This window comes from Rhodococcus sp. P-2 (genome assembly GCF_016598535.1).
In the GTDB taxonomy this organism is placed as follows: Bacteria; Actinomycetota; Actinomycetes; order Mycobacteriales; family Mycobacteriaceae; genus Rhodococcus_F; species Rhodococcus_F baikonurensis.
Genome location: NZ_CP066779.1, coordinates 1041379 through 1062297, shown reverse-complemented (window position 1 = coordinate 1062297; position 20919 = coordinate 1041379). Strand labels below are relative to the sequence as shown.

Genomic DNA, 20919 nt, shown 5'->3' with positions numbered 1-20919 from the left:
CCCAGAGAGGTCAGTTCAATGGCTAAGAATGCTTTCTTCGAGACGGTGGCAGAAGCACAGCGCCGTGCGAAGAAGAGGTTGCCCAAGTCCGTGTACGCGGCGTTGGTGGCGGGATCCGAGAAAGGGCTGACTGTCGACGACAACGTCGCGGCATTCAGCGAACTGGGTTTCGCTCCCCACGCTGCGGGACTGTCGGACAAGCGCGAGATGTCCACCACCATTATGGGCCAGGACATTTCGTTGCCCGTCATGATTTCACCGACCGGTGTGCAGGCAGTGCACCCTGACGGTGAGGTAGCTGTAGCTCGTGCGGCTGCAGCACGGGGAACAGCCATCGGACTGAGTTCTTTCGCCAGCAAGTCCATCGAAGAAGTTGCCGCGGCCAACCCGCAGGTCTTCTTCCAGATGTATTGGGTCGGCAGCCGCGACGTGCTTCTCCAGCGTATGGAGCGCGCTCGCGCTGCCGGTGCCAAGGGCCTGATCATCACCACCGACTGGTCCTTCTCGTACGGTCGCGACTGGGGCAGCCCGTCCATCCCCGAGAAGATGGATCTCAAGGCGATGTTCCAGTTCGCCCCCGAGGGCATCATGCGTCCGAAGTGGTTGCTGGAGTTCGCCAAGACCGGCAAGATCCCGGATCTGACCACACCCAACCTCGCGGCTCCCGGCCAGCCGGCACCGACGTTCTTCGGCGCGTACGGCGAGTGGATGCAGACTCCGCTTCCGACGTGGGAAGACATCGCCTGGCTGCGTGAGCAGTGGGGTGGACCGTTCATGCTCAAGGGCATCATGCGCATCGACGACGCGAAGCGAGCTGTCGACGCCGGTGTCTCCGCTATCTCGGTCTCCAACCACGGTGGTAACAACCTCGACGGCACCCCGGCGCCGATCCGCGTGCTCCCGGGCATCGCCGAGGCCGTGGGCGATCAGGTGGAAGTTGTTCTCGACGGCGGTATTCGACGCGGCGGCGACGTCGTCAAGGCACTCGCACTCGGAGCCAAGGCCGTCATGCTCGGGCGCGCCTACCTGTGGGGTCTCTCGGCGAACGGCCAGGCCGGTGTCGAGAACGTGCTCGACCTGATGCGGATGGGCATCGACTCGGGGCTGATGGGTCTCGGCCACTCATCCATCACCGAGCTGAGTCCGGCGGATCTGGTGATCCCGGAAGGCTTCACCCGCACGCTGGGTGCGAGCTGAATCTCCGGCTCTGATCGAGCTGTGAGTTGAGCCTTCACGAACACACAACCCTGGCCGGACGCAGAGTCCGGTCCAGGGTTGTTTTCGGTCCGCACGAGACCAATCTTGCTGTGGGGCGCTCGCTTTCCGATCGGCACCGGGCGTATTACCAGCGCCGCGCCGAAGGCGGTGCCGGGATCGTCGTCACCGAAGTGGCGTCGGTACTTGCCGACGACTGGCCGTACGAGCGGGCACCGCTGGCGCCGCAATGTGGCCCGGGGTGGCAGTCGATCGCGACTGCGTGCGCTCCGTACGGAGCGTTGGTTCTTGCCGGGCTGGGGCATACCGGGATGCAGGGTTCCAGTGCATACTCTCAATCGGTGCTGTGGGGACCGTCAAGAGTGGCCGACCCGGTGACTCGCGAATTGCCGATGGCAATGGGGCAGCCGGAAATCGACCAGCTGATCGCCGGCTTCTGCGAAGCGTCGGCGCTGGCCGTCGCTTCGGGAATGGACGGAGTGGAACTCGATGCCGGCCCTCGAAGTATTCTGCGGCAATTCCTTTCGGGCCTGACCAACACTCGGCACGACCGATACGGTACTGATCGCGTTGCCCTCGTTCGCGAGATCCTTTCGGCCGTGCGTGACGAACTAGGACCGGATCGCGTTGTCTCCTTGCGGTTGTCCTGCGACGAGGAAGCGCCATGGGCGGGCCTGACGCCCGATCTCGCCATCGGTATTGCGCGTGAAGTGTCTCCGCTCCTCGATCTCCTTGTTGTCGTTCGTGGCGGACTCTATTCGTCTGACAGGTACCGCCCCGACTTTCACTGCCCGACGAACTTCAACCTCGACCTGTGCCGTGAGATCAAGGCCGCGGTGTCGATTCCCGTTGTCCTGCAGGGGAGCGTCGTGGACATCGCCGACGCTCACGCAGCACTGCAAGTAGCCGAGTTCGTCGAGATGACCAGGGCCCAGATCGCGGACCCGGACCTGGTCGTGAAAGCTGAGCGCGGCGATCGGCCCCGGCCGTGTGTGCTCTGCAATCAGACGTGCCTCGTGCGTGATCCTCGAAATCCTGTCGTGACGTGCGTCGGGAATCCGAGCGCGGGTTTCGAGTCGGTGGACCTCGATGAGCGAGAGCAGATTTCGACACCGGGAGCCGTGCTGGTCGTGGGGGGTGGCCCCGCCGGGATGGAGGCGGCGCGGATCTCAGCGGTGGCGGGACACTCGGTCACACTCGTCGAGAGTTCATCGCAGTTCGGTGGCATGATCCGAACTTTTGCGCGAGGTGACGGCCGCGGCCGGTTCGCACTCCTCGCGCAGTGGCTCGAGGACGAATGCCGTCGCAGCGGCGTGACGATGCGGACCGGGGCGGCGGTCGACTCGCAGGACCTGGGCGAGGCACGCCGTCGGGGCGAGCTGGTTGTGGTTGCCACCGGTAGTGCTGCGCGGCCGCCGACGTATCCGGTCGACGACTCGGTTCGGTGGCTGGATGCGTCGGAAACCTTCGAGAAGTTGAGCCCCGTGGGGCCGGGTCCGGTCGTGCTGATCGATCCGCTCGGTGGACCGGTCGCAGTGGCCCTCGCAGAAGCACTCGCGGCCCAGGGCGCTTCCGTCTCGATTGTCACCCCGGACAGCATCGTCGGCTCGCGGCTCGGCGCGAGTGGGGATCTGGTCGGCGCCAACACTCGCATCCAGCGGGCCGGGATCACCAGGGTGCTCGCGTCGCGTGTCGTCGAAATCGCCTCAGGGGCCGTCTGCGTCGAACACGTCCATACCGGTGAGCGCTCACAGCTCGAGTGCGAAGTGGTGATCGACTGTTCGCCTCGTCTGCCGAACGAAACGCTGGGGGAGGCGGCCGACATCCAGGTGGGTGACTCGGTTGCTCCGAGAACTGTTCTCGAATCCATCCGCGAAGGGCGGTGTGCAGGGTTTACTACTAGAACGAGTTTCAATTCTGCAGAGAGGGCTATCTCATGACACAGGGTTCAGTTCGTTCGCTCGAAGGCCGAGTTGCTTTCATCACCGGCGCAGCGCGCGGTCAAGGACGTGCGCACGCGGTCAAGATGGCGCGCGAGGGAGCAGCGATTATCGCAGTCGACGTGTGCGCGTCGGTGGCGTCGGACAATTCTTACGACGCAGCAACTTCCGAGGACTTTGCCGAGACGATACGTCTGGTCGAAGCGGAGGGTGGGAAGATCCTCGCTCGCGAGGTCGATGTCCGTGACGGTGCAGCGCTCACCGCGGTGGTCAAGGACGGTGTCGAGCAGTTCGGACGTCTCGACATCGTGGTCGCCAATGCCGGGGTCTGTAATTGGAATCGATTCTGGGAAATGTCGGACGAGCAGTGGGAAACCCTGATCGACATCAACCTGACCGGAGTCTGGAAAACCCTCAAGGCCTCGGTGCCGGCGATCATCGAATGTGGGCGCGGTGGATCGATCATCGTGGTCAGCTCGGTGGCCGGACTCAAGGCGCTGCCCGGGCAAGCGCACTACGCGAGCGCCAAGTTCGGTCTCGTCGGACTGACGCAGGCCGCGGCAAAGGAACTGGGGGAGTACAAGATCAGGGTCAACTCGATCCATCCTTACGGAGTCAACACGCCGATGGGTGTCGACCAGGGTGCGCTCGAGGTGTTTGCCAAGTTCCCGCAGTACCTTCCCAACTTCACTCCGATCCTCTCGGACATCGCGTTCGCCGAACCCGACGAGATCGCCGACACCGTCCTGTGGCTCGCCGGTGACGGTTCACGCACCGTCACGGCAAGTCATATCGCGCTCGATCAAGGAAACTCCAAGGTCTGATGACGCCGTACCCGCGCCTCTTCGCGCCACTGCGCCTGGGCAACCTGACACTCCGCAATCGGGTCGTGTTCTCCGCGCACCTGACCAATTACGCGGAGAGCGGGTTGCCGACCGAGCAGCACGCGAGCTACTACGAGGCGCGGGCACGCGGTGGTGCGGGTCTGATCATCACCGAGGAGCACTCGACGCATCCTTCGGATCGACCGTACGAGAAGATGATTGCGGGCTATCGGCCCGAAGCGATCGAGGGATACCGGCGGATCACCGACGCCGTTCATGCACATGGTTCATCGATTCTCGCGCAGATCAACCACAATGGGGGTCAGGGCGCTGGAACCTACTCACGATTGCCGCTGTGGGCACCGAGCGCCGTCGCCGATCCGTTGTTCCGCGAGGTGCCCAAGGCTGTCGACGACGCGGACATCGCCGAGATTCTCGAAGGGTTCGCCCTTGTTGCGCGCAACTGCGTCGCCGGTGGCTTCGACGGGGTGGAACTGCAGGCGTCGCAGTCGTCCATTGTGCGCGCGTTTCTCGCATCCTCGACCAACCTGCGCACCGATCGCTACGGCGGGGGCGTGGCACATCGTGCGCGTTTCCTTCTCGAAGTGCTCGGGGTACTGCGTGAGGCCATCGGTCCGGATCGTGTGCTCGGCGTGCGCCTCAGTGGATACGAAGGAACGCGGGGTGGGATCGAACTGTCCGACGCAGTAGCCACCGCCCGACTCGTCGAAGCTGGCGGTCACGTCGACTACATCAACACCACCGTCGGAATGGCCACGGAAACATTGCATCTGGTCGAAGCGTCGATGGCGGTGCCCACTGGCTACGCCAACTTCGTCCCGTCTGCGATCAAGGAAGCGGTCGATCTTCCGGTCGTCGGTGTCGGCCGTTTCAAGACACCAGAGCACGCTGAAGCTGCACTCGAGGACGGTGTGTGCGATCTGGTGGGCGTAGTTCGCGGGCAGATCGCCGATCCGGATTTTGTGAACAAGGCGCGTGCCGGACAATCGGCACAGGTGCGAACCTGCCTGTCCTGCAACCAGGAATGTGTCGGGCGGATGGGTCTGGGACGTTGGTTGGGGTGCACGGAAAACCCGCGCGCTGGTCGGGAATCGGTACCGCTGCCGATGCCGCGGCGACGAGGTCGCACTGTGCTGGTGGTCGGCGGAGGCCCGGCCGGCCTGCAAGCTGCGGCCACCGCGGCCCAGCGAGGTCATGCGGTGACGCTGTTCGAGCGTGAACGAAGACTTGGCGGACAGATTCTCACCGCCTCGGTGGTATCGGCTCGCCGCGAGCTCGCCGACCTCGTCCGGAATCTCGAATCGGAGTGTCGCCGAAGCGGTGTGACGATCGAGCTGGGTGCTGGAGCTGATCGCGCGATCGTGGAGGAGCAGGCGCCCGACGTGGTCGTGATTGCAACCGGAGCGCGGCCTGTGCGACCGGCCTGGGGGCGTGGATCAGAACGTGTGGTGAGTGTTCGAGACGTTCTCGACGGCAGGGTTCTGCCGAGTGGAACGGTGCTCGTGTACGACGAGTTGGGATTCCATCAAGGCACGTCGGTGGCGGAATTCCTCGCTGATCGAGGTTGCATTGTCACGATCGCGACCAACGGCATGGTGGTTGCCCAAGATCTGAGCATCACCCTGGATTTCGAGGGGTGGAACCGCCGGGCGTTCGAGAAGTCGATCATGCAACGGACGGATCTGATGGTGACGTCGGTGAGCGGTGGGGCTTCGCCGCTCGTGAGCTTGGTTCACCTTCCGTCGGGTGTGGTCGAGGAAGTTGCGGTCGACTGGGTGGTCTTCGCGACACAGCAGGAACCTGTCGACGATTTGTGGAACACCTTGCAGGGAAGTTCTTTCGAGATATTTCGCATCGGTGATGCGTTGTCCCCGAGACGTTCACATGCAGCCGTCATCGAGGGGCATCGGGCTGCGTTGGCGATATAAGTCGTCCGATATGTCCCTGGTTATCGAAAGTATGTTCGATTAAGATTTTGACATGGACAGTCGAGATGCGTGGCAGCTGGATGGCGAGGACCTCAAGGGTGAGGTTCTGGATCTGGTGCGTGTCCGGCACGAGTTGCAGTCGCGGATGGTGTTGCTGATCGTGGAGATGTTTTCCCGGGAGGTTCTCGGCGGGAAGGGTTTTCGGACGATCGCGCAGTGGTTGCACGGGTCGACGAATCTGGAGATCGGTGAGTGCAGTCTGCTGGTCGGGTTGGCGCGGTTGTTGATGCTCGAACCTGTTGTCGCGGACGCGTTTCATCGGGGTGATGTGGATGCGTTGAAGGCCCGGCAGGTGGCGTCGTTTTGTCAGCATCCACCGAAGAACATGACCCCGGCGGACGTGGACAAGGCTCGCGGGATTCTGCTTGGCATGGCATCGAAGAACATTGCGGATTGTGATGCGGTGCGGGCGGCGATCCGGCGGATCGAGAAGCAGTACGGCACACGCGAGGACGGCGTCCCGGTAGGCGAGGATTCGGAGCGTAACGAGTTCTACGCCTCGAAAAGCTTGTACGGGCGGGTCACAGTCAAGGGTGATTTGGATGCGATCAACGGGGCCCGTCTGATCACGTTGTTGTCTAGCCTGTCGGCTCCGACACCGGAGAAGGACGGCGTCAAAGACACCCGCACGCCGGCATTACGACGCGCGGACGGGTTCTGCGAACTCCTGCGCCGGTACGAGCGGGCGGGGTTGGGTCCGATCGAGGGCGGGGTGAAACCGCACGTCACGGTCACCGCCAGTGCGAAAGACATGACGGATCTCAAAGCATTGAAAGATCTGTTGCCGTCCACGGAGGAGTTGGGGTTCGCGTGGGCGGATTGGGTGGGCCCGATCAGTATCGACACGGCCCGGATGCTGGCCTGCGACTGCACCGTGACGCGGATCTTGTTGGACGAGAACGGTGTTCCGCTCGACTGCGGCAAGGAAGCGAGAACCGCGACGGTGCCGCAGCGGCGGGCGTTGGCGGTTCGTGATGGTGGGTGCGCGTTCCCGGGGTGCGGGACGCCGTCGGGGTGGTGCGATGCTCACCATATCGTTCATTGGAATGATGGTGGCCCAACAGATCTCGACAATCTGATCTTGTTGTGCGGCCACCATCACCGGACGCTGCACCACACGGAATGGAGAGTGGAGATCGGCCCGGATCGGAAGACGGTGTTCTATCCGCCCATGTCCGTTGACCCGTATCAGCAGCCGATCGGCGGGAACAGCCCACCGACAGCGGCGTGAACCGCGGCCCACTGAAAACTCATACACCGGGGCACAACCATGCTCCGGTGTATCCGCATGCTGTGTTGCGGTGGGAGGGGCCGGCACCAATACCATCGAGGGATGAGTTCTCCGCGTGACCTTGCTGCCATCCCGAGTCCCGCGCTCGAGGGCACTGCGCTCACCGTCGTGGTCCCGGTCGGTTCTTTCGAACAACACGGACCGCACCTGCCTCTCGATACCGACACGCGGATCGCGAGAGCAGTCGCACAGGCTCTGCCCGACGTCGTCGTGGCACCGGCCGTCGAATACGGGGCGAGCGGCGAACACGAAGGGTTTGCCGGCACGATTTCGATCGGTGCCGAGGCCATGGAAACCCTCGTCGTGGAATACGGAAGGTCGGCGTTCAGATGGACGAAGCGGGTGCTGTTCGTCAACGGCCACGGCGGAAACGGTCCCGCGCTGGCCAAAGCTGTGGCACTTCTTCGATACGAGGGACGTGACGCCGCGTGGGTGCCGTGCGCTGTTGCGGGTGCCGATGCGCACGCGGGACACACTGAAACGAGCCTATTGCTGCACCTTTCGCCCGATTTGGTGCACATGAGCCTTGCTGAGACAGGAAATTTGTCTCCTATCGCGGACCTGATGCCAGGAATGCGTTCGGGCGGTATGGTCGCTGTGTCGCAAAACGGCGTTCTCGGCAATCCAGTCGGGGCTACCGCCGAAGACGGCGCATACATCTTCGGTGAGTTGGTAGGACGCGTGACGGATGGACTGGCCCGGTGGGAGCCTGGTCCAGATGGGAGGCTTCGGTGACGACCACGACCGAGTGGGGGCGGACGGTCCACCTGCGACGGCTTTCGAGGCTGCGACGAGTTGCAGCACGACGGGCTACGTCCCTTACGATCATCTGATGCGACCAGCAAGACTCCCCGACGGCTTCGGCATTCGGTTGGACCCCAAGGTGCGCACGTACTCGGGCGGCCGGGTGCTCATCGGCGGCTCTCCGACACGGATGCTCAAGCTGGCTCCGACGGCTGCGGCGATGATCGGCGACGGCTTCCTCGAGGTGGTCGATCAGCAGAGCGCTGCGGTTGCTCGGCACCTCCTTGATTCAGGCGTTGCGAATCCTCGTCCGATGTCGACGCCGTCCGCTGCCGATGTCACCGTGGTGATTCCGGTCAAGGACAACCAGGCCGGCGTCGAACGGTTGCTGCCCGTCCTCAAGGATCTGACCGTCATCGTTGTCGACGACGGTTCGGAAGTGCCGGTGGAGCCTCGTCGCGCCTGCCCGGGCACCGGCACCATCACAGTGGTGCGGCACGAGAGCGCCCGCGGACCATCGGCAGCGAGAAACTCGGGATTGCGTTCGGCCCAAACACGTTTCGTAGCTTTCCTCGACTCCGACGTCATACCGCGTGCCGGTTGGCTCGAGTTGATGTTGGGCCACTTCAGCGATCCAGGGGTTGCCCTTGTTGCACCCCGCATCGTCGCCCTCGATCCGTACGGGACGGCGCTGGCGCGGTACGAGAACATGCGATCGTCGCTCGACCTCGGACGCAAGGAAGCTGCGGTGAAGTCGGGCAGTCCGGTCGCCTATGTCCCCAGCGCGGCCGTGATCGTCCGGCGCGACGTGGCGCTCGAATGCAACGGTTTCGACGAGAGTCTCGAAGTAGCGGAGGACGTCGATTTCTGCTGGCGACTGCAGGCTGCGGGTTGGCGACTGCGGTACGAACCGGTAGCGCATGTCGCCCACGATCATCGAGTTCAGTTCGACAAGTGGTTCGCCAGGAGAGCGTTCTACGGCACGGGTGCGGCGCCGTTGGCTGCAAGACACGAGGGTTCGGTTCCGCCGATGGCGATGTCGTTCTCGACGCTCTTCGCGTGCATCGCCGCCGCAACACTGACCCGTTCCGGTCTTGCGGGTGCGTTGGGCGCACTGCTCTTCACCGTGTATCGCCTGCGAAAGATGTTCAACGGCCTGAGTCAGCCCACCCGGATCGCAGCGATCCTCACTGCGCAGGGGTTTGTCGGAGGATTCTGGCAACTCGCCTCGGCGATGTGTCGTCACTACTGGCCCGTGACGCTCTTGGCGGTGATCGCCTCCCGTCGAATTCGGCGACTGGCCGTCGCTGCGGCCGTTACCGAAGGTGTGGTGGACTGGTATCGCCACCGTGAGCCGGGCGGGTTGGGTCCGGTTCGGTACGTCTTGTTCAAACGAGCAGACGACATCGCGTATGGAGCCGGACTCTGGCGGGGTGCGTTCGACGCCCGTGACTGGGCGGCACTGAAACCTCGAATCACCAAGTGACAGAAGCCGACTACGCAGATTTCCTGGTTGTCGGTGGTGGCACGTGTGGCTGCGTCGTCGCAGCCAGGCTCAGTGAAGATCCATCCGCGACGGTGATGCTCCTCGAATCGGGAAGTGGATATCGTTCGGCGCTCGAACTTCCGGATGTCCTGGGTGATCCGTACCGGTTGCCGGTCGGACCTGCGAGCGAATACACGTGGACGTATCCGGTCGAACTGACACCGCGTCGGGCGTCCACGATTGCGCGCGGGCGGACACTCGGTGGGTCCGGGGCCGTCAACGGTGCGTACTTCACCCGCGCGACCCGTGCTGATTTCGAGAATTGGCCGAGCTCATGGGGATACGACGACGTCTTGCCGTACTTCAAGAAGTCTGAGACGGATCGTGATTTCGAGGGCGAGTTCCACGGGACGGCCGGTCCGATCCCGGTCGAGCGTCGAGCGTGGGACCAACTGCATCCACTGAGCGGCGAATTCCAGGCGGCAGCGCTCGCAGCGGGCTTTCCCGACGACGTCGACAAGAATGCGCCGGACTCGTTCGGCGTCGGCCGAGTGCCACTGAACGTGGCGGATCATCGTCGGATCAGTACTGCGATCGGGTATCTGATGCCGGCGTTGCACCGCCCGAATTTGCGGGTGCAATCCGGAATTAACGTCATTCGCATCGTATTCTCGGGAACCCGTGCGATCGGCGTCGACGTTCTCGACGACGGCAACGTCCGACGCATTCGTGCCGACCACGTGATCGTGTGTTCGGGTGCTGTGGCGACGCCGCACATTCTCTTGAATTCCGGTGTCGGTCCGGCGGAACAACTTGCAGAGCAAGGAGTTTCCGTCATTCTCGACAGGCCTGGCGTCGGACAGAACTTCGTCGACCATCCGGAAGTGCTGCTGCCCTACCGTTTTTCGACGCCTCGCACGATTCGCTCGCAGACACCGGTGCTGGAGACTGCTCTCAATCTAGCCGAGCTTGAAATCCGTCCGTACACCGCATCTTTCACGGATTTGGTTCCCGGTGTGCCTCGTATGGATCACGGCGTCGGAGTGGTTCTCATGGCGCCGCGCAGCCGGGGAAGTATCGAACTGGCATCGGGGGATCCCGCTGGGGCACCGCGTATTCGATACAACTACGTCGCGTCGACGCACGATCGAGCAGCCCTTCGGGAAGGAATGCAGATCGCCGAGAACCTTCTCGAGTCGATCGCCGAGACCGGGTTGATCGACCGCCCCGTCGTGGAGTACACCGACGAGTGGATCGAATCTCGCCTCGGTACGTCCTTGCACATGTCCGGTAGCTGCGTGATGGGTGCCGAATCGGACCCGTTCGTAGTCGTCGATGATCGGTGCCGTGTGATCGGCGCGCAAGGACTCAGTATTGTTGACACGTCAATCCTGCCGACGATCCCGACCCGCGGCCCACACGCGACCGCGGTGATGGTCGCGGAACGAGCAAGCGCCATCCTGCTCGGTGACGAGTGACCGCGAGGGGCGGCAGGCTAGGTCGACAGTCATACCGAATGGTCGTTCTCGCCTATGGGCTGTGATCGGCGTTACAGTGGTCCACGGAGCGGAGGAACGCAAAATATGGCACGTGAACAGGCTGTGCCTGGCAACCCGTGGGTGGCGGTCAGGCCAGGCGATGACGTCGCGTTACTTGCGCGGCGACTTTCGTCTGCCCATCAGTCGTTCATCGATGCCCGCGGCGTGCCCGGCCAAGGGCTGACCGACGACTCCCATGTCCGTTCGGTCGTGCTCGAGTCCTGGATGCGAAGCCGCAACAAGGGGGTAAACCCTGATGTTGTCGGCAACCCTGAGATGCTCGAAGGGTTGGAGCTCGAAAAATATCGCTCCGCGCATCCCATGTCACTGATTCGTCCGGTGATTCGGAAACTCCTGGTGGAGGATGCTGCCGAGACCGGATTGCTGATCGCGATCAGCGACGCACACGGTCGTTTGCTCTGGGTGGAGGGTGACAATTCGGCCAAGGACAAGGCGTTGTCCATGAACTTCGTCGAAGGCGCCGACTGGAGCGAAGATCGTGTCGGCACCAATGCGCCGGGAACGGCTCTTGCTCTCGATCACTCCGTACAGATATTCGGATCCGAGCATTTCAACCGAACCGTGCACGACTGGAGTTGTTCGGCCGCACCCGTCCACGATCCCACCACTGGGCAAATCCTCGGTGCCATCGACATCACCGGTGGTCCCAGGGTCGCGGTTCCCGAAGTGCTGTCACTGATCCGTGCAACTGTTGCGGCCGCCGAATCGGAATTGCGATTCCACCTCTTGAACTCGCCCATCCCGCTCAGCGCCACGGCTCCGCGCCTCGAAACATTCGGAGCAGGCCGGCCGACGCTGGTTCGCGGCGGTGACCGCATCCCGATTTCGCAGCGTCACGCCGAGATTCTCCTTCTGCTCTCCGAACATCCGGAGGGTCTCAGCTCCGACCACCTTGCGGTCCTGCTCGACGAGGGTGAACTCGACGCAGTGACCATTCGCGCGGAAATGTCGCGTCTTCGTAAGGTTTTCGGTGCCGACCGTTTGGCTTCGCGTCCTTATCGGATCATCACGGAGTTCACGACAGACGTCGGCGACGTGCGGGCGGCGCTGGATCGCGGAGACGCAGCGACGGCGATGAAACTGTATTCGGGCCCGGTGCTGGTAGGCTCGGCCTCTCCCGGCATCGAAGAGGTGCGGGAAGAGCTACGCACCAGGGTTCAGGCGGCACTGCTGCGTGGAGGTGACGCCAACCTTCTGGCCCGGTGGACCACGTCCGTACACGGGCGCGAAGACTCCGTCGTGTGGGAGGCCTACCTGTCCACATTGGATCCTCAATCTCCGCTGTATTCACAGGTCCAGGCAAGAATTGATCTCCTCGACCGCCAATTGGGCATCTGAGAATCATCTGCGTTTCTCGCACGCAACGTACTTGCAACGTTGCAACTCCTAGTGTTGTGAATCACACCCCACCGGGGGGTGGGATTGCAGTCACCGCTTTGGTGGGTGCGCCCAGGAAGATCACGTTTACATAGGAGCTTGCAATGACCGTGTACGCCCGCCCAGGTACCGCCGACGCGATCATGTCCTTCCAGTCTCGATACGACAACTGGATCGGCAACGAATGGGTTGCTCCGGTCAAGGGTCAGTACTTCGAGAACCCGACACCGGTGACCGGACAGAATTTCTGTGACGTGGCTCGTTCCACCGCAGAAGACATCGAACTCGCTCTCGACGCAGCGCACGCAGCAGCTCCGGCCTGGGGCAAGACCTCGGTCGCCGAGCGCGCGATCATCTTGAACAAGATCGCTGATCGCATGGAGGAGAACCTCGAATCGATCGCACTCGCCGAGTCGTGGGACAACGGCAAGCCGATCCGCGAGACCCTCAACGCCGACATTCCTCTCGCCATCGATCACTTCCGTTACTTCGCGGGAGCCATTCGCGCACAGGAAGGGTCGCTTTCGGAAATCAACTCCGACACCGTGGCGTACCACTTCCACGAGCCGCTCGGCGTAGTCGGCCAGATCATTCCGTGGAACTTCCCGATCCTCATGGCCGTGTGGAAGCTTGCTCCCGCCCTCGCTGCCGGCAATGCCATCGTGCTCAAGCCTGCCGAGCAGACACCCGTGTCGATCCTGCACCTCATCGGCATCATCGGTGACCTGCTGCCTGCCGGTGTTCTCAACATCGTCAACGGCTTCGGCGTCGAGGCCGGCAAGCCGCTGGCGTCGAGCCCGCGTATCAAGAAGATCGCGTTCACCGGTGAAACCACCACAGGTCGCCTGATCATGCAATACGCGTCGCAGAACCTCATCCCCGTGACCCTCGAACTCGGTGGCAAGAGCCCCAACATCTTCTTCTCCGACGTCCTCGCCTCCAACGACGACTACCAGGACAAGGCACTCGAGGGCTTCACGATGTTCGCCCTCAACCAGGGCGAGGTCTGCACCTGCCCGTCACGTTCGCTGATCCAGGAAGACATCTTCGACGAGTTCCTCGCAATGGCGGCCATCCGCACGAAGGCTGTGCGCCAAGGGGATCCGCTCGACACCGACACCATGATCGGTGCGCAGGCCAGCAACGACCAGCTCGAGAAGATCCTCTCGTACATCGAGATCGGCAAGGCCGAAGGCGCCAAGGTCATCACGGGCGGCGAGCGGGCCGAACTCGGCGGAGACCTGTCCGGCGGCTACTACGTCCAGCCGACGGTGTTCACCGGCAACAACAAGATGCGCATCTTCCAGGAAGAGATCTTCGGACCCGTCGTCTCGGTCACCTCGTTCAAGGACTACGACGAGGCCATCGAAATCGCCAACGACACCCTCTACGGTTTGGGTGCCGGTGTCTGGTCCCGCGACGGCGGAGTTGCGTACCGCGCGGGCCGCGACATCCAGGCCGGTCGCGTCTGGACCAACACGTACCACCAGTACCCGGCACACGCCGCTTTCGGTGGATACAAGCAGTCCGGCATCGGCCGCGAGAACCACCTGATGATGCTCTCGCACTACCAGCAGACCAAGAACCTCCTGGTCAGCTACGCCCAGAAGGCTCAGGGCTTCTTCTGATCGACCCACCGGCACCCGTGAGCCCCTCGCTGCGGGTGCCGGTGAGCACGACTGCAACACGCGAAACCTGCACAAACACACGGAGGTTGGAATGAGCGCCACGGACACACCCGATACCGGCGCCGTTCCACCCCGGTTGGTGACCACCGCTGGGGCGGCTGACCTCCTGCGCCGCCTCAGCGGGACTCACGGCGAACTGATGATGCATCAATCCGGCGGATGCTGCGACGGCTCGGCCCCGATGTGTTATCCCTCAGGCGAATTCATCGTCGGGGACCGCGACGTACTACTCGGAATCGTCGATCTCCGACTTGCTGTCGGGGAGATTCCCGAAGACCTTCCCACCGGAACCGACGCAGTCCAGGTCTGGATTTCCGGATCACAGTTCGAAGCCTGGAAGCACACCCAGTTGGTGCTGGACGTCGTGCCCGGCCGCGGTAGTGGATTCAGCCTGGAGTCTCCTGAGGGATTCAGATTCCTCAGTCGAGCAAGGGCATTCACACCGGACGAAAACGAAGCACTCGGCGCGTCGAGCATTCTCGTAGGCGCTGACTGGGAAGCGGGCGTGCGACCTTTGCCTCCGACGGTTCCCCAGGTGGTCGCCGAGGCCGTCGATGCCTGCCCGGTGCCGGGCACGGCCGCCCGATCCTGAGAACGGCCGCCTGAAGAAGATCTGAACAGACTCGGGGCCGCGCACATGACAGCCAGTTAACAGCACGGTCATCTCCAGGCGACCTTCTCCGCACATCGCCCACATACCGTTCATTTCACGCGACGCATCCACCGTGCGTCGTCTCATTCTTGACCGATTCAGAGGATGGACATGTCTCTTTCCGACCACGCAACCGGCAAAAACGCCGGTGCCGCGGGTGCACACCACGACGGCGCAGACTTCCATGCGGAAGACAATTCGTATCTGGAGAAACGAACACTCCGAAAGGGAACAGCAGGGTGGGTGCTGCTTGCGGGGTTGGGCGTCAGCTATGTGATTTCCGGCGACTACGCCGGCTGGAACAACGGTCTGGCCGAAGGTGGTTTCGGTGGCCTTCTCATCGCGGCGGTTGTCATCGCGGGTATGTACCTGGCGATGGTGCTCGGCATGGCCGAGATGTCGTCGGCACTTCCGGCCGCGGGTGGCGGATACACGTTCGCCAGACGGGCCATGGGGCCCTGGGGCGGATTTGCCACCGGCACAGCAATTCTCATCGAGTACTCGATCGCGCCCGCGGCGATCGCGACCTTCATCGGTGCGTACGTCAAATCCCTGAACCTGTTCGGGATCACCGACGGGTGGTGGGTGTACCTCGCGGTGTACGCGATCTTCATCGGTATTCACCTCACCGGCGCCGGTGAGGCACTCAAGGCGATGTTCATCATCACCGCCATTGCACTCGTCGGCCTGGTCGTGTTCGCGGTTTCGGCTGTCGGCCTTTTCGATTCGTCCAACCTCACCGATATCGCCGTCGACACCAGCGCGGTCGGATCTTCGTCGTTCCTGCCGTTCGGTCTGCTCGGAATCTGGGCCGCCGTGCCCTTCGCGATCTGGTTCTTCCTTGCTGTCGAGGGTGTGCCACTGGCCGCCGAGGAAGCGCGTGAGCCGGAGAAGAACGTACCCCGCGGCATCATCATCAGCATGTTGATCCTGATCGTCACAGGCGCAACGGTTCTCTTCCTCGCCACCGGTGCGCTCGGCGCCGATGCCCTGTCGACCTCCGGAAATCCGCTCGTCGAGGCTCTGGGGGACAGCGGCGCGGCGAAGGCCGTCAACTACATCGGCCTCGCCGGTCTGGTCGCGAGCTTCTTCTCGATCATGTACGCGTACTCCCGTCAGACGTTTGCGCTCTCCCGCGCCGGTTACCTGCCGAAGAACCTGTCGGTGACCAACAAGCGCAAGGCACCCACTCTCGCTCTCGTCGTTCCCGGAATCATCGGCTTCGCGCTCTCACTCACCGGTGAAGGTGCCATGTTGCTCAACATGGCGGTGTTCGGCGCGGCAGTGAGCTACGTCCTGATGATGGTGAGTCACATCGTCCTTCGTAAGCGCGAGCCGAACATGCCGCGCCCGTACCGTACGCCCGGTGGTATCGCCACCACCTCGTTTGCGCTCGTGATCGCGGCAGTATCGGTGGTGGCCACCTTCCTGGTCGATCCCGTTGCAGCACTGTTGACCCTGGTTGCCTTCGGAGTTCTGATGGCGTACTTCGGTCTCTACAGTCGCCACCACCTTGTTGCCAACTCGCCGGACGAGGAGTTTGCTGTACTTGCACAGGCGGAAGAAGAATTGGGATGAGTCGCGGGATGGCCAAGTATCACCAGCAGGTATCCGGAACCAACTACTCGTTCGACGGTCTCGTCGATCTGATGGCAAAAGCGACACCGCTGCGCTCGGGCGACGAGCTCGCCGGATGCGCGGCAAGCTCCGACGCCGAACGTGCTGCTGCCCAATGGGTTCTGGCTGACCTTCCGCTGACCGTATTCCTCGAAGATCTGTTGGTTCCGTACGAGGACGACGAGGTAACTCGCCTCATCATCGACAGCCACGATCGCCTCGCGTTTGCGCCGGTGGCCCACCTGACGGTTGGCGGACTGCGGGACTGGCTGCTCGAGACTGCGTCGGCGCCGGAAGCTTCCGCACGCTTGTCCGCCGTGAGTCCCGGGCTCACCCCGGAAATGGTTGCCGCGGTCAGCAAGATCATGCGCAATCAGGACCTGATCGCCGTCGCGAAGGCCATCACGGTCACCGCGGGGTTCCGCACGACCATCGGGCTACCTGGACGGCTGAGCACTCGACTCCAGCCGAATCACCCGACGGACGATCCACGCGGCATTGCGGCGGCAACGCTCGACGGTCTCCTGATGGGATGTGGCGACGCCGTCATCGGTATCAACCCCGCGACGGACTCGCCCCAGGCCACCTCGGATCTGCTCCACCTGCTCGACGACATCCGTCAGAGATTCGAGATCCCGACTCAGTCGTGCGTGCTCTCGCACGTGACCACCACGATCGGACTGATCGAATCGGGGGTGCCGGTCGATCTGGTCTTCCAATCGATTGCCGGTACCGAAGGCGCCAATTCCGGTTTCGGAGTGAATATTCCGCTCCTGCGTGAGGGCAACGAGGCCGGGCGCTCCTTGAACCGCGGAACGGTCGGCAACAACGTCATGTACCTCGAGACGGGGCAGGGATCCGCCCTCAGTTCAGGTGCCCACTACGGCACCGGCGGAGCCCCGGTCGATCAGCAGACGCTCGAAACACGGGCATACGCCGTGGCACGTGATCTCGAACCGTTGCTGGTCAACACCGTGGTCGGCTTCATCGGTCCCGAGTATCTCTACGACGGCAAGCAGATCATTCGCGCGGGCTTGGAAGATCACTTCTGCGGAAAACTCCTCGGGCTGCCGATGGGAGTGGACGTCTGCTACACCAACCACGCCGAAGCCGATCAAGACGACATGGACAACCTGCTCACCTTGCTGGGCGTCGCCGGCGCGGCGTTCGTGATCGCGGTGCCCGGCGCCGACGACGTGATGCTCGGCTATCAAAGTCTGGCGTTCCACGACGCGCTGTACGTGCGTAAGGTTCTCGGCTTGCAGCCTGCCCCGGAGTTCGAGACCTGGCTCCACAATTTGGGGATGACCGACGCAAACGGTCGGGTTCTTCCGATCGATGCCGAGATGTCGCCGCTGCGGGCTCTGACGGTGAACTCATGACAGAAGATCAGGCACCGATCCTCGATTTCTGGGGTCCACTGCGCAAGACCACACAATCGCGTATCGGGTTGGGCCGCGCCGGTGATTCGTTGCCCACCAAGCGGGTTCTCGAATTCAAGGCGGCGCACGCCGCAGCTCGCGACGCGGTCCACGAGCCTCTCGATTCCGAGACTCTCGCCAGTCGGGTCGAAGGGGTGGGTATCGGGGCTCCGGTGGTAGTCGCGAGCAGCGTCTCCACCCGCAGCGAGTATCTCCGGAGGCCCGACCTAGGGCGCCAGCCCGCGGACCTGAGCGCGATCTCGAGCTCCGACAACGAAATCGGGTTCATCCTCGCCGACGGACTCTCCCCGCGAGCACTGATGGACCACGGCGAGCAACTCCTGTCCGCGTTGGTCACGGTTTTGGGGGAGCGGTACTCCATCGCGCCGCCCGTGATTGCTACCAACGCCCGTGTGGCGCTGGGCGATCACATCGCCGCAGCGATGGGAGTGCAGACGGCGATCGTCCTGATCGGCGAACGTCCAGGGCTCTCCGTTGCGGACAGCGTCGGTATCTATCTGACTCACCTCCCGCGCGTCGGTCGCACCGACGCGGATCGAAACTGCATTTCCAATGTCCACCCACCCGAGGGGCTCGGATACGAGCAGGCTGCTCGTGTTGTCCTTGGGCTGGTGGCGGGAGCGCGCCAATTGGGCCGCTCCGGCGTCGACCTCAAGGACACCTCTCGCGCCGACGCCGTTGCGTCGGGAGAAGTGCTGACGCTCGATTAGTTGACAGCTGCACGGCATACCCGGGTCGATCGACACTCGGGTATGCCGTCGTACCCGAATCACGACGAAAATGAGGGAATCGATGTTCCGTTCGCTGCATGCCCGCGCCCTGTGCGCGTTGGCCGTAGGTAGTGTCCTGTTGAGTGCAACTGCATGTAGTTCGGCCGAGAGCGCCACGAAAGAGGATGCGGCGCAGAGTGGTTCATCCTGCGCGGCGTTGGATCCCAGCCTGGCGTGGTACGGCGACAACCGTGTGAGGTTGGATGCCATGATGACGGAGTTCGGAACGTGTGGAGCTGCGGGTGATGTCGATGACGGTGCTCCGTTGGCGCTCTTCGATTGGGACAACACAGTTGTCAAGAACGACATCGGAAGCGCCACTGCATTCTGGATGATCAAGAACAACAAGGTGTTACAGCCCGCCGGGGGCGACTGGGTAACCACCAGTCGCTTCATGACTCCAGCGGGCGCTGCCGCCCTTTCCGCCGCGTGTGGCTCGGAGACCGCCCCGGGTCAACCCCTGGTGACCAGTACCGACTTGGACTGCGCGGACGAGATCGTTGCGGTGCTCGCGGAGAAGACGCGCGACGGTCAGGCCGCATTCGACGGCTACGATCACCGCCGGACCAAGGCCGCGTATGCGTGGGCCGTGCAGTTGATGGCGGGGCACACCGAGGATGAGGTCACCGAGTACGCGCGCGCAGCGCGTGCCGAGAATCTCACTGCTGCAGAAGGATCCGATCAGATCGTCGGTACGACGGAAGTCGACGGCTCGGTGCGCTACTACGCGCAGATCGAAGATTTGGTGAAGTCTCTCGGCGCTCATGGGTTCGACGTGCGGATCATCTCCGCGTCGGCCGAACCGGTCGTTCGAGTCTGGGCGGAACAGCTGGGATTGGACGCCGATCACGTGATGGGCGTGCGGCCCATCGTCGAGGACGATGTTCTGTCCGGGCGCCTGCGTGGATGTGGTGGCGTTGCGGACGGTGACGACTCGGTCATTCCGTACATCGACGGCAAGCGGTGCCAGGTCAACGAGGTTGTCTACGGGGTCCAAGGGCCTACGGCGTTCGAGCAGTTGCCTGCCGATCGGCGTCAGGTGTTTGCTGCCGGTGATTCCGTCACCGACGTGACTTTTCTCGGAGATGCGAGCGGTGCGCGTCTGGTGATCAACCGGAACAATCCCGAACTGATGTGCAATGCCTACGACAACAGTGACGGGAAATGGCTGGTCAACCCCATGTTCATCGAACCCAAAGCCCAGGCAGATGCCCCCTATCACTGCTCGACCGAGGCCTACACCGACGCGGCCGGGGCCAAAGGCGCCGTGACTCGTGCGGACGGCAGCGTGATCCCCGATCAGGTCGATTCCGTCGCCTGAAACGATATCGGGCGCTCAGAAGTAGAAGGTGCGATTCCTGGCGGCGCATTTGAGCTTGCCCACCTGTAGACCGGCAAAGGCGATCCATCGACCCCGCGGCATTCCGCTGAGCCTTTGTGGAATCAACGGATTCAGCAAGATTAGGCCGGCAAGAGTGGTGAGCGAAGATTTTATCGTCGGTCGTCGGACCCCGTAGTCACGAAATGCAAGAAATAGCTCGACTTCAGCCATACCGTACGACACGGTCTGGTGCCATGTTCCGCTAAGGGTTGATCGAAGCCGGTAGGCGACGGTTGCCTTAGGCGCGTGGGCGAAGGACAGGCCTGAGATCTGGGCTCGCCACGAAAACTCGACATCTTCGCCCGCTGTCATCGATTCGTCAAAGCCGCCGATCGAATCGAAGGCGCGCTTCCAGATTCCAATGTTGCAACCCATCGCAGAAGGAAGAAAGCGGCCGAGAACCAACCCGTCCGTCGAGGCAAGTGGCCGCCACGAATGCACTTCCGACGAATTGATCGATTCTGATTCCACGCCGCCGGCAATCAGATCTGCGAATTCTGCCGAAAGAAGCAGCTGTGTCAGCCAGGAACTGTGGACGCGGTCGTCACCGTCGCAAAATGCAAGAAACTGCCCACGCGCATGTGCCGATCCATTGTTCCGGGCAAAGCTGATTCCAGCTCTCTGAGAAGAATCTATATATCGAAGGTCGAGCTCAGCCCTGAGCGGGTGATTTGCAATGTGCTGTTCGAGACCGTCCGTCGATCCATTGTCACTCACGATGACCTCGAAAACTCCGCCGAAGTTCTGCTCGCTCAACGCAGTCAGCTGGACGTCGATGTATTTCATGACGTTTAGGCAGGGGATTATCACAGACACCATCGGAGCTATCACGCTGCAAACATACCGGATCGTCCGAATTGTCAGTCGGGGAGCCCCTCGTCAGCTACTCGACACACGGCTAAGCGTGTGTGATCTGATTCTTTC

General features: G+C 62.7%; 16 protein-coding genes. 15 read left to right on the top strand and 1 reads right to left on the bottom strand.

The annotated features are described in order from the left end of the window. Positions 1–18: 18 nt before the first annotated feature. The 15 genes from mftD (at position 19) to I7X09_RS04775 (ending at position 19935) form a co-directional block, all read left to right on the top strand. Positions 19–1197, top strand: a complete 1179-nt coding sequence (gene mftD / locus I7X09_RS04845) for a pre-mycofactocin synthase MftD (RefSeq protein ID WP_003942047.1) — start codon at positions 19–21, stop codon at positions 1195–1197. Between the two features lie 26 nt (positions 1198–1223). Beyond that, positions 1224–3155: a mycofactocin system FadH/OYE family oxidoreductase 1 gene (locus tag I7X09_RS04840; RefSeq protein WP_200315875.1), complete on the top strand. Its 1932-nt coding sequence runs from the start codon at positions 1224–1226 to the stop codon at positions 3153–3155. Further along, positions 3152–3979 carry a mycofactocin-coupled SDR family oxidoreductase gene (locus I7X09_RS04835; RefSeq protein WP_200315873.1) on the top strand — a complete coding sequence of 276 codons (828 nt, stop codon included), beginning with the start codon at positions 3152–3154 and terminating at the stop codon, positions 3977–3979. The genes I7X09_RS04840 and I7X09_RS04835 overlap by 4 nt, the downstream gene beginning before the upstream one ends. Further along, positions 3979–5928 carry a mycofactocin system FadH/OYE family oxidoreductase 2 gene (locus tag I7X09_RS04830; RefSeq protein ID WP_200315871.1) on the top strand — a complete coding sequence of 650 codons (1950 nt, stop codon included), beginning with the start codon at positions 3979–3981 and terminating at the stop codon, positions 5926–5928. The genes I7X09_RS04835 and I7X09_RS04830 overlap by 1 nt, the downstream gene beginning before the upstream one ends. 52 nt (positions 5929–5980) lie before the next feature. Then, positions 5981–7219 carry an HNH endonuclease signature motif containing protein gene (locus I7X09_RS04825; protein WP_200315869.1) on the top strand — a complete coding sequence of 413 codons (1239 nt, stop codon included), beginning with the start codon at positions 5981–5983 and terminating at the stop codon, positions 7217–7219. Between the two features lie 102 nt (positions 7220–7321). Further along, positions 7322–8014: a mycofactocin biosynthesis peptidyl-dipeptidase MftE gene (mftE, locus tag I7X09_RS04820; RefSeq protein ID WP_200315867.1), complete on the top strand. Its 693-nt coding sequence runs from the start codon at positions 7322–7324 to the stop codon at positions 8012–8014. Positions 8015–8111: 97 nt separating this feature from the next. Continuing rightward, positions 8112–9509, top strand: coding sequence for a mycofactocin biosynthesis glycosyltransferase MftF (gene mftF, locus I7X09_RS04815; protein ID WP_166811277.1), 1398 nt, complete (start codon positions 8112–8114; stop codon positions 9507–9509). After that, on the top strand, positions 9506–10987 hold the full coding sequence (mftG, locus tag I7X09_RS04810) for a mycofactocin dehydrogenase MftG (protein WP_200315859.1): 1482 nt from the start codon (positions 9506–9508) through the stop codon (positions 10985–10987). The genes mftF and mftG overlap by 4 nt, the downstream gene beginning before the upstream one ends. Positions 10988–11092: 105 nt before the next feature. Further along, positions 11093–12406 carry a helix-turn-helix domain-containing protein gene (locus tag I7X09_RS04805; protein WP_200315856.1) on the top strand — a complete coding sequence of 438 codons (1314 nt, stop codon included), beginning with the start codon at positions 11093–11095 and terminating at the stop codon, positions 12404–12406. Positions 12407–12549: 143 nt separating this feature from the next. Further along, positions 12550–14073 (top strand): aldehyde dehydrogenase, encoded by a 1524-nt coding sequence (gene adh / locus I7X09_RS04800; RefSeq protein WP_007730158.1) that lies wholly within the window; start codon positions 12550–12552, stop codon positions 14071–14073. Positions 14074–14164: 91 nt separating this feature from the next. After that, positions 14165–14725, top strand: coding sequence for a DUF779 domain-containing protein (locus I7X09_RS04795; protein ID WP_021343525.1), 561 nt, complete (start codon positions 14165–14167; stop codon positions 14723–14725). Between the two features lie 165 nt (positions 14726–14890). Further along, positions 14891–16363 carry an ethanolamine permease gene (eat, locus tag I7X09_RS04790; RefSeq protein WP_200315854.1) on the top strand — a complete coding sequence of 491 codons (1473 nt, stop codon included), beginning with the start codon at positions 14891–14893 and terminating at the stop codon, positions 16361–16363. Continuing rightward, a complete protein-coding gene (locus tag I7X09_RS04785) occupies positions 16360–17784 on the top strand; it encodes an ethanolamine ammonia-lyase subunit EutB (protein ID WP_019744243.1) in 1425 nt (474 codons plus the stop codon). The genes eat and I7X09_RS04785 overlap by 4 nt, the downstream gene beginning before the upstream one ends. After that, the gene (eutC, locus tag I7X09_RS04780) at positions 17781–18554 is read left to right on the top strand and encodes an ethanolamine ammonia-lyase subunit EutC (protein WP_200315852.1); all 774 of its coding nucleotides are present in this window, start codon (positions 17781–17783) and stop codon (positions 18552–18554) included. Before I7X09_RS04785 ends, eutC begins: the two co-directional genes overlap by 4 nt. 82 nt (positions 18555–18636) lie before the next feature. Beyond that, positions 18637–19935, top strand: a complete 1299-nt coding sequence (locus I7X09_RS04775; protein WP_200315850.1) for a haloacid dehalogenase-like hydrolase — start codon at positions 18637–18639, stop codon at positions 19933–19935. Positions 19936–19950: 15 nt separating this feature from the next. Here I7X09_RS04775 and I7X09_RS04770 read toward each other — a convergent pair whose 3' ends face one another. Beyond that, positions 19951–20781: a glycosyltransferase gene (locus tag I7X09_RS04770; protein WP_234036798.1), complete on the bottom strand. Its 831-nt coding sequence runs from the start codon at positions 20779–20781 to the stop codon at positions 19951–19953. Between the last annotated feature and the right edge of the window lie 138 nt (positions 20782–20919).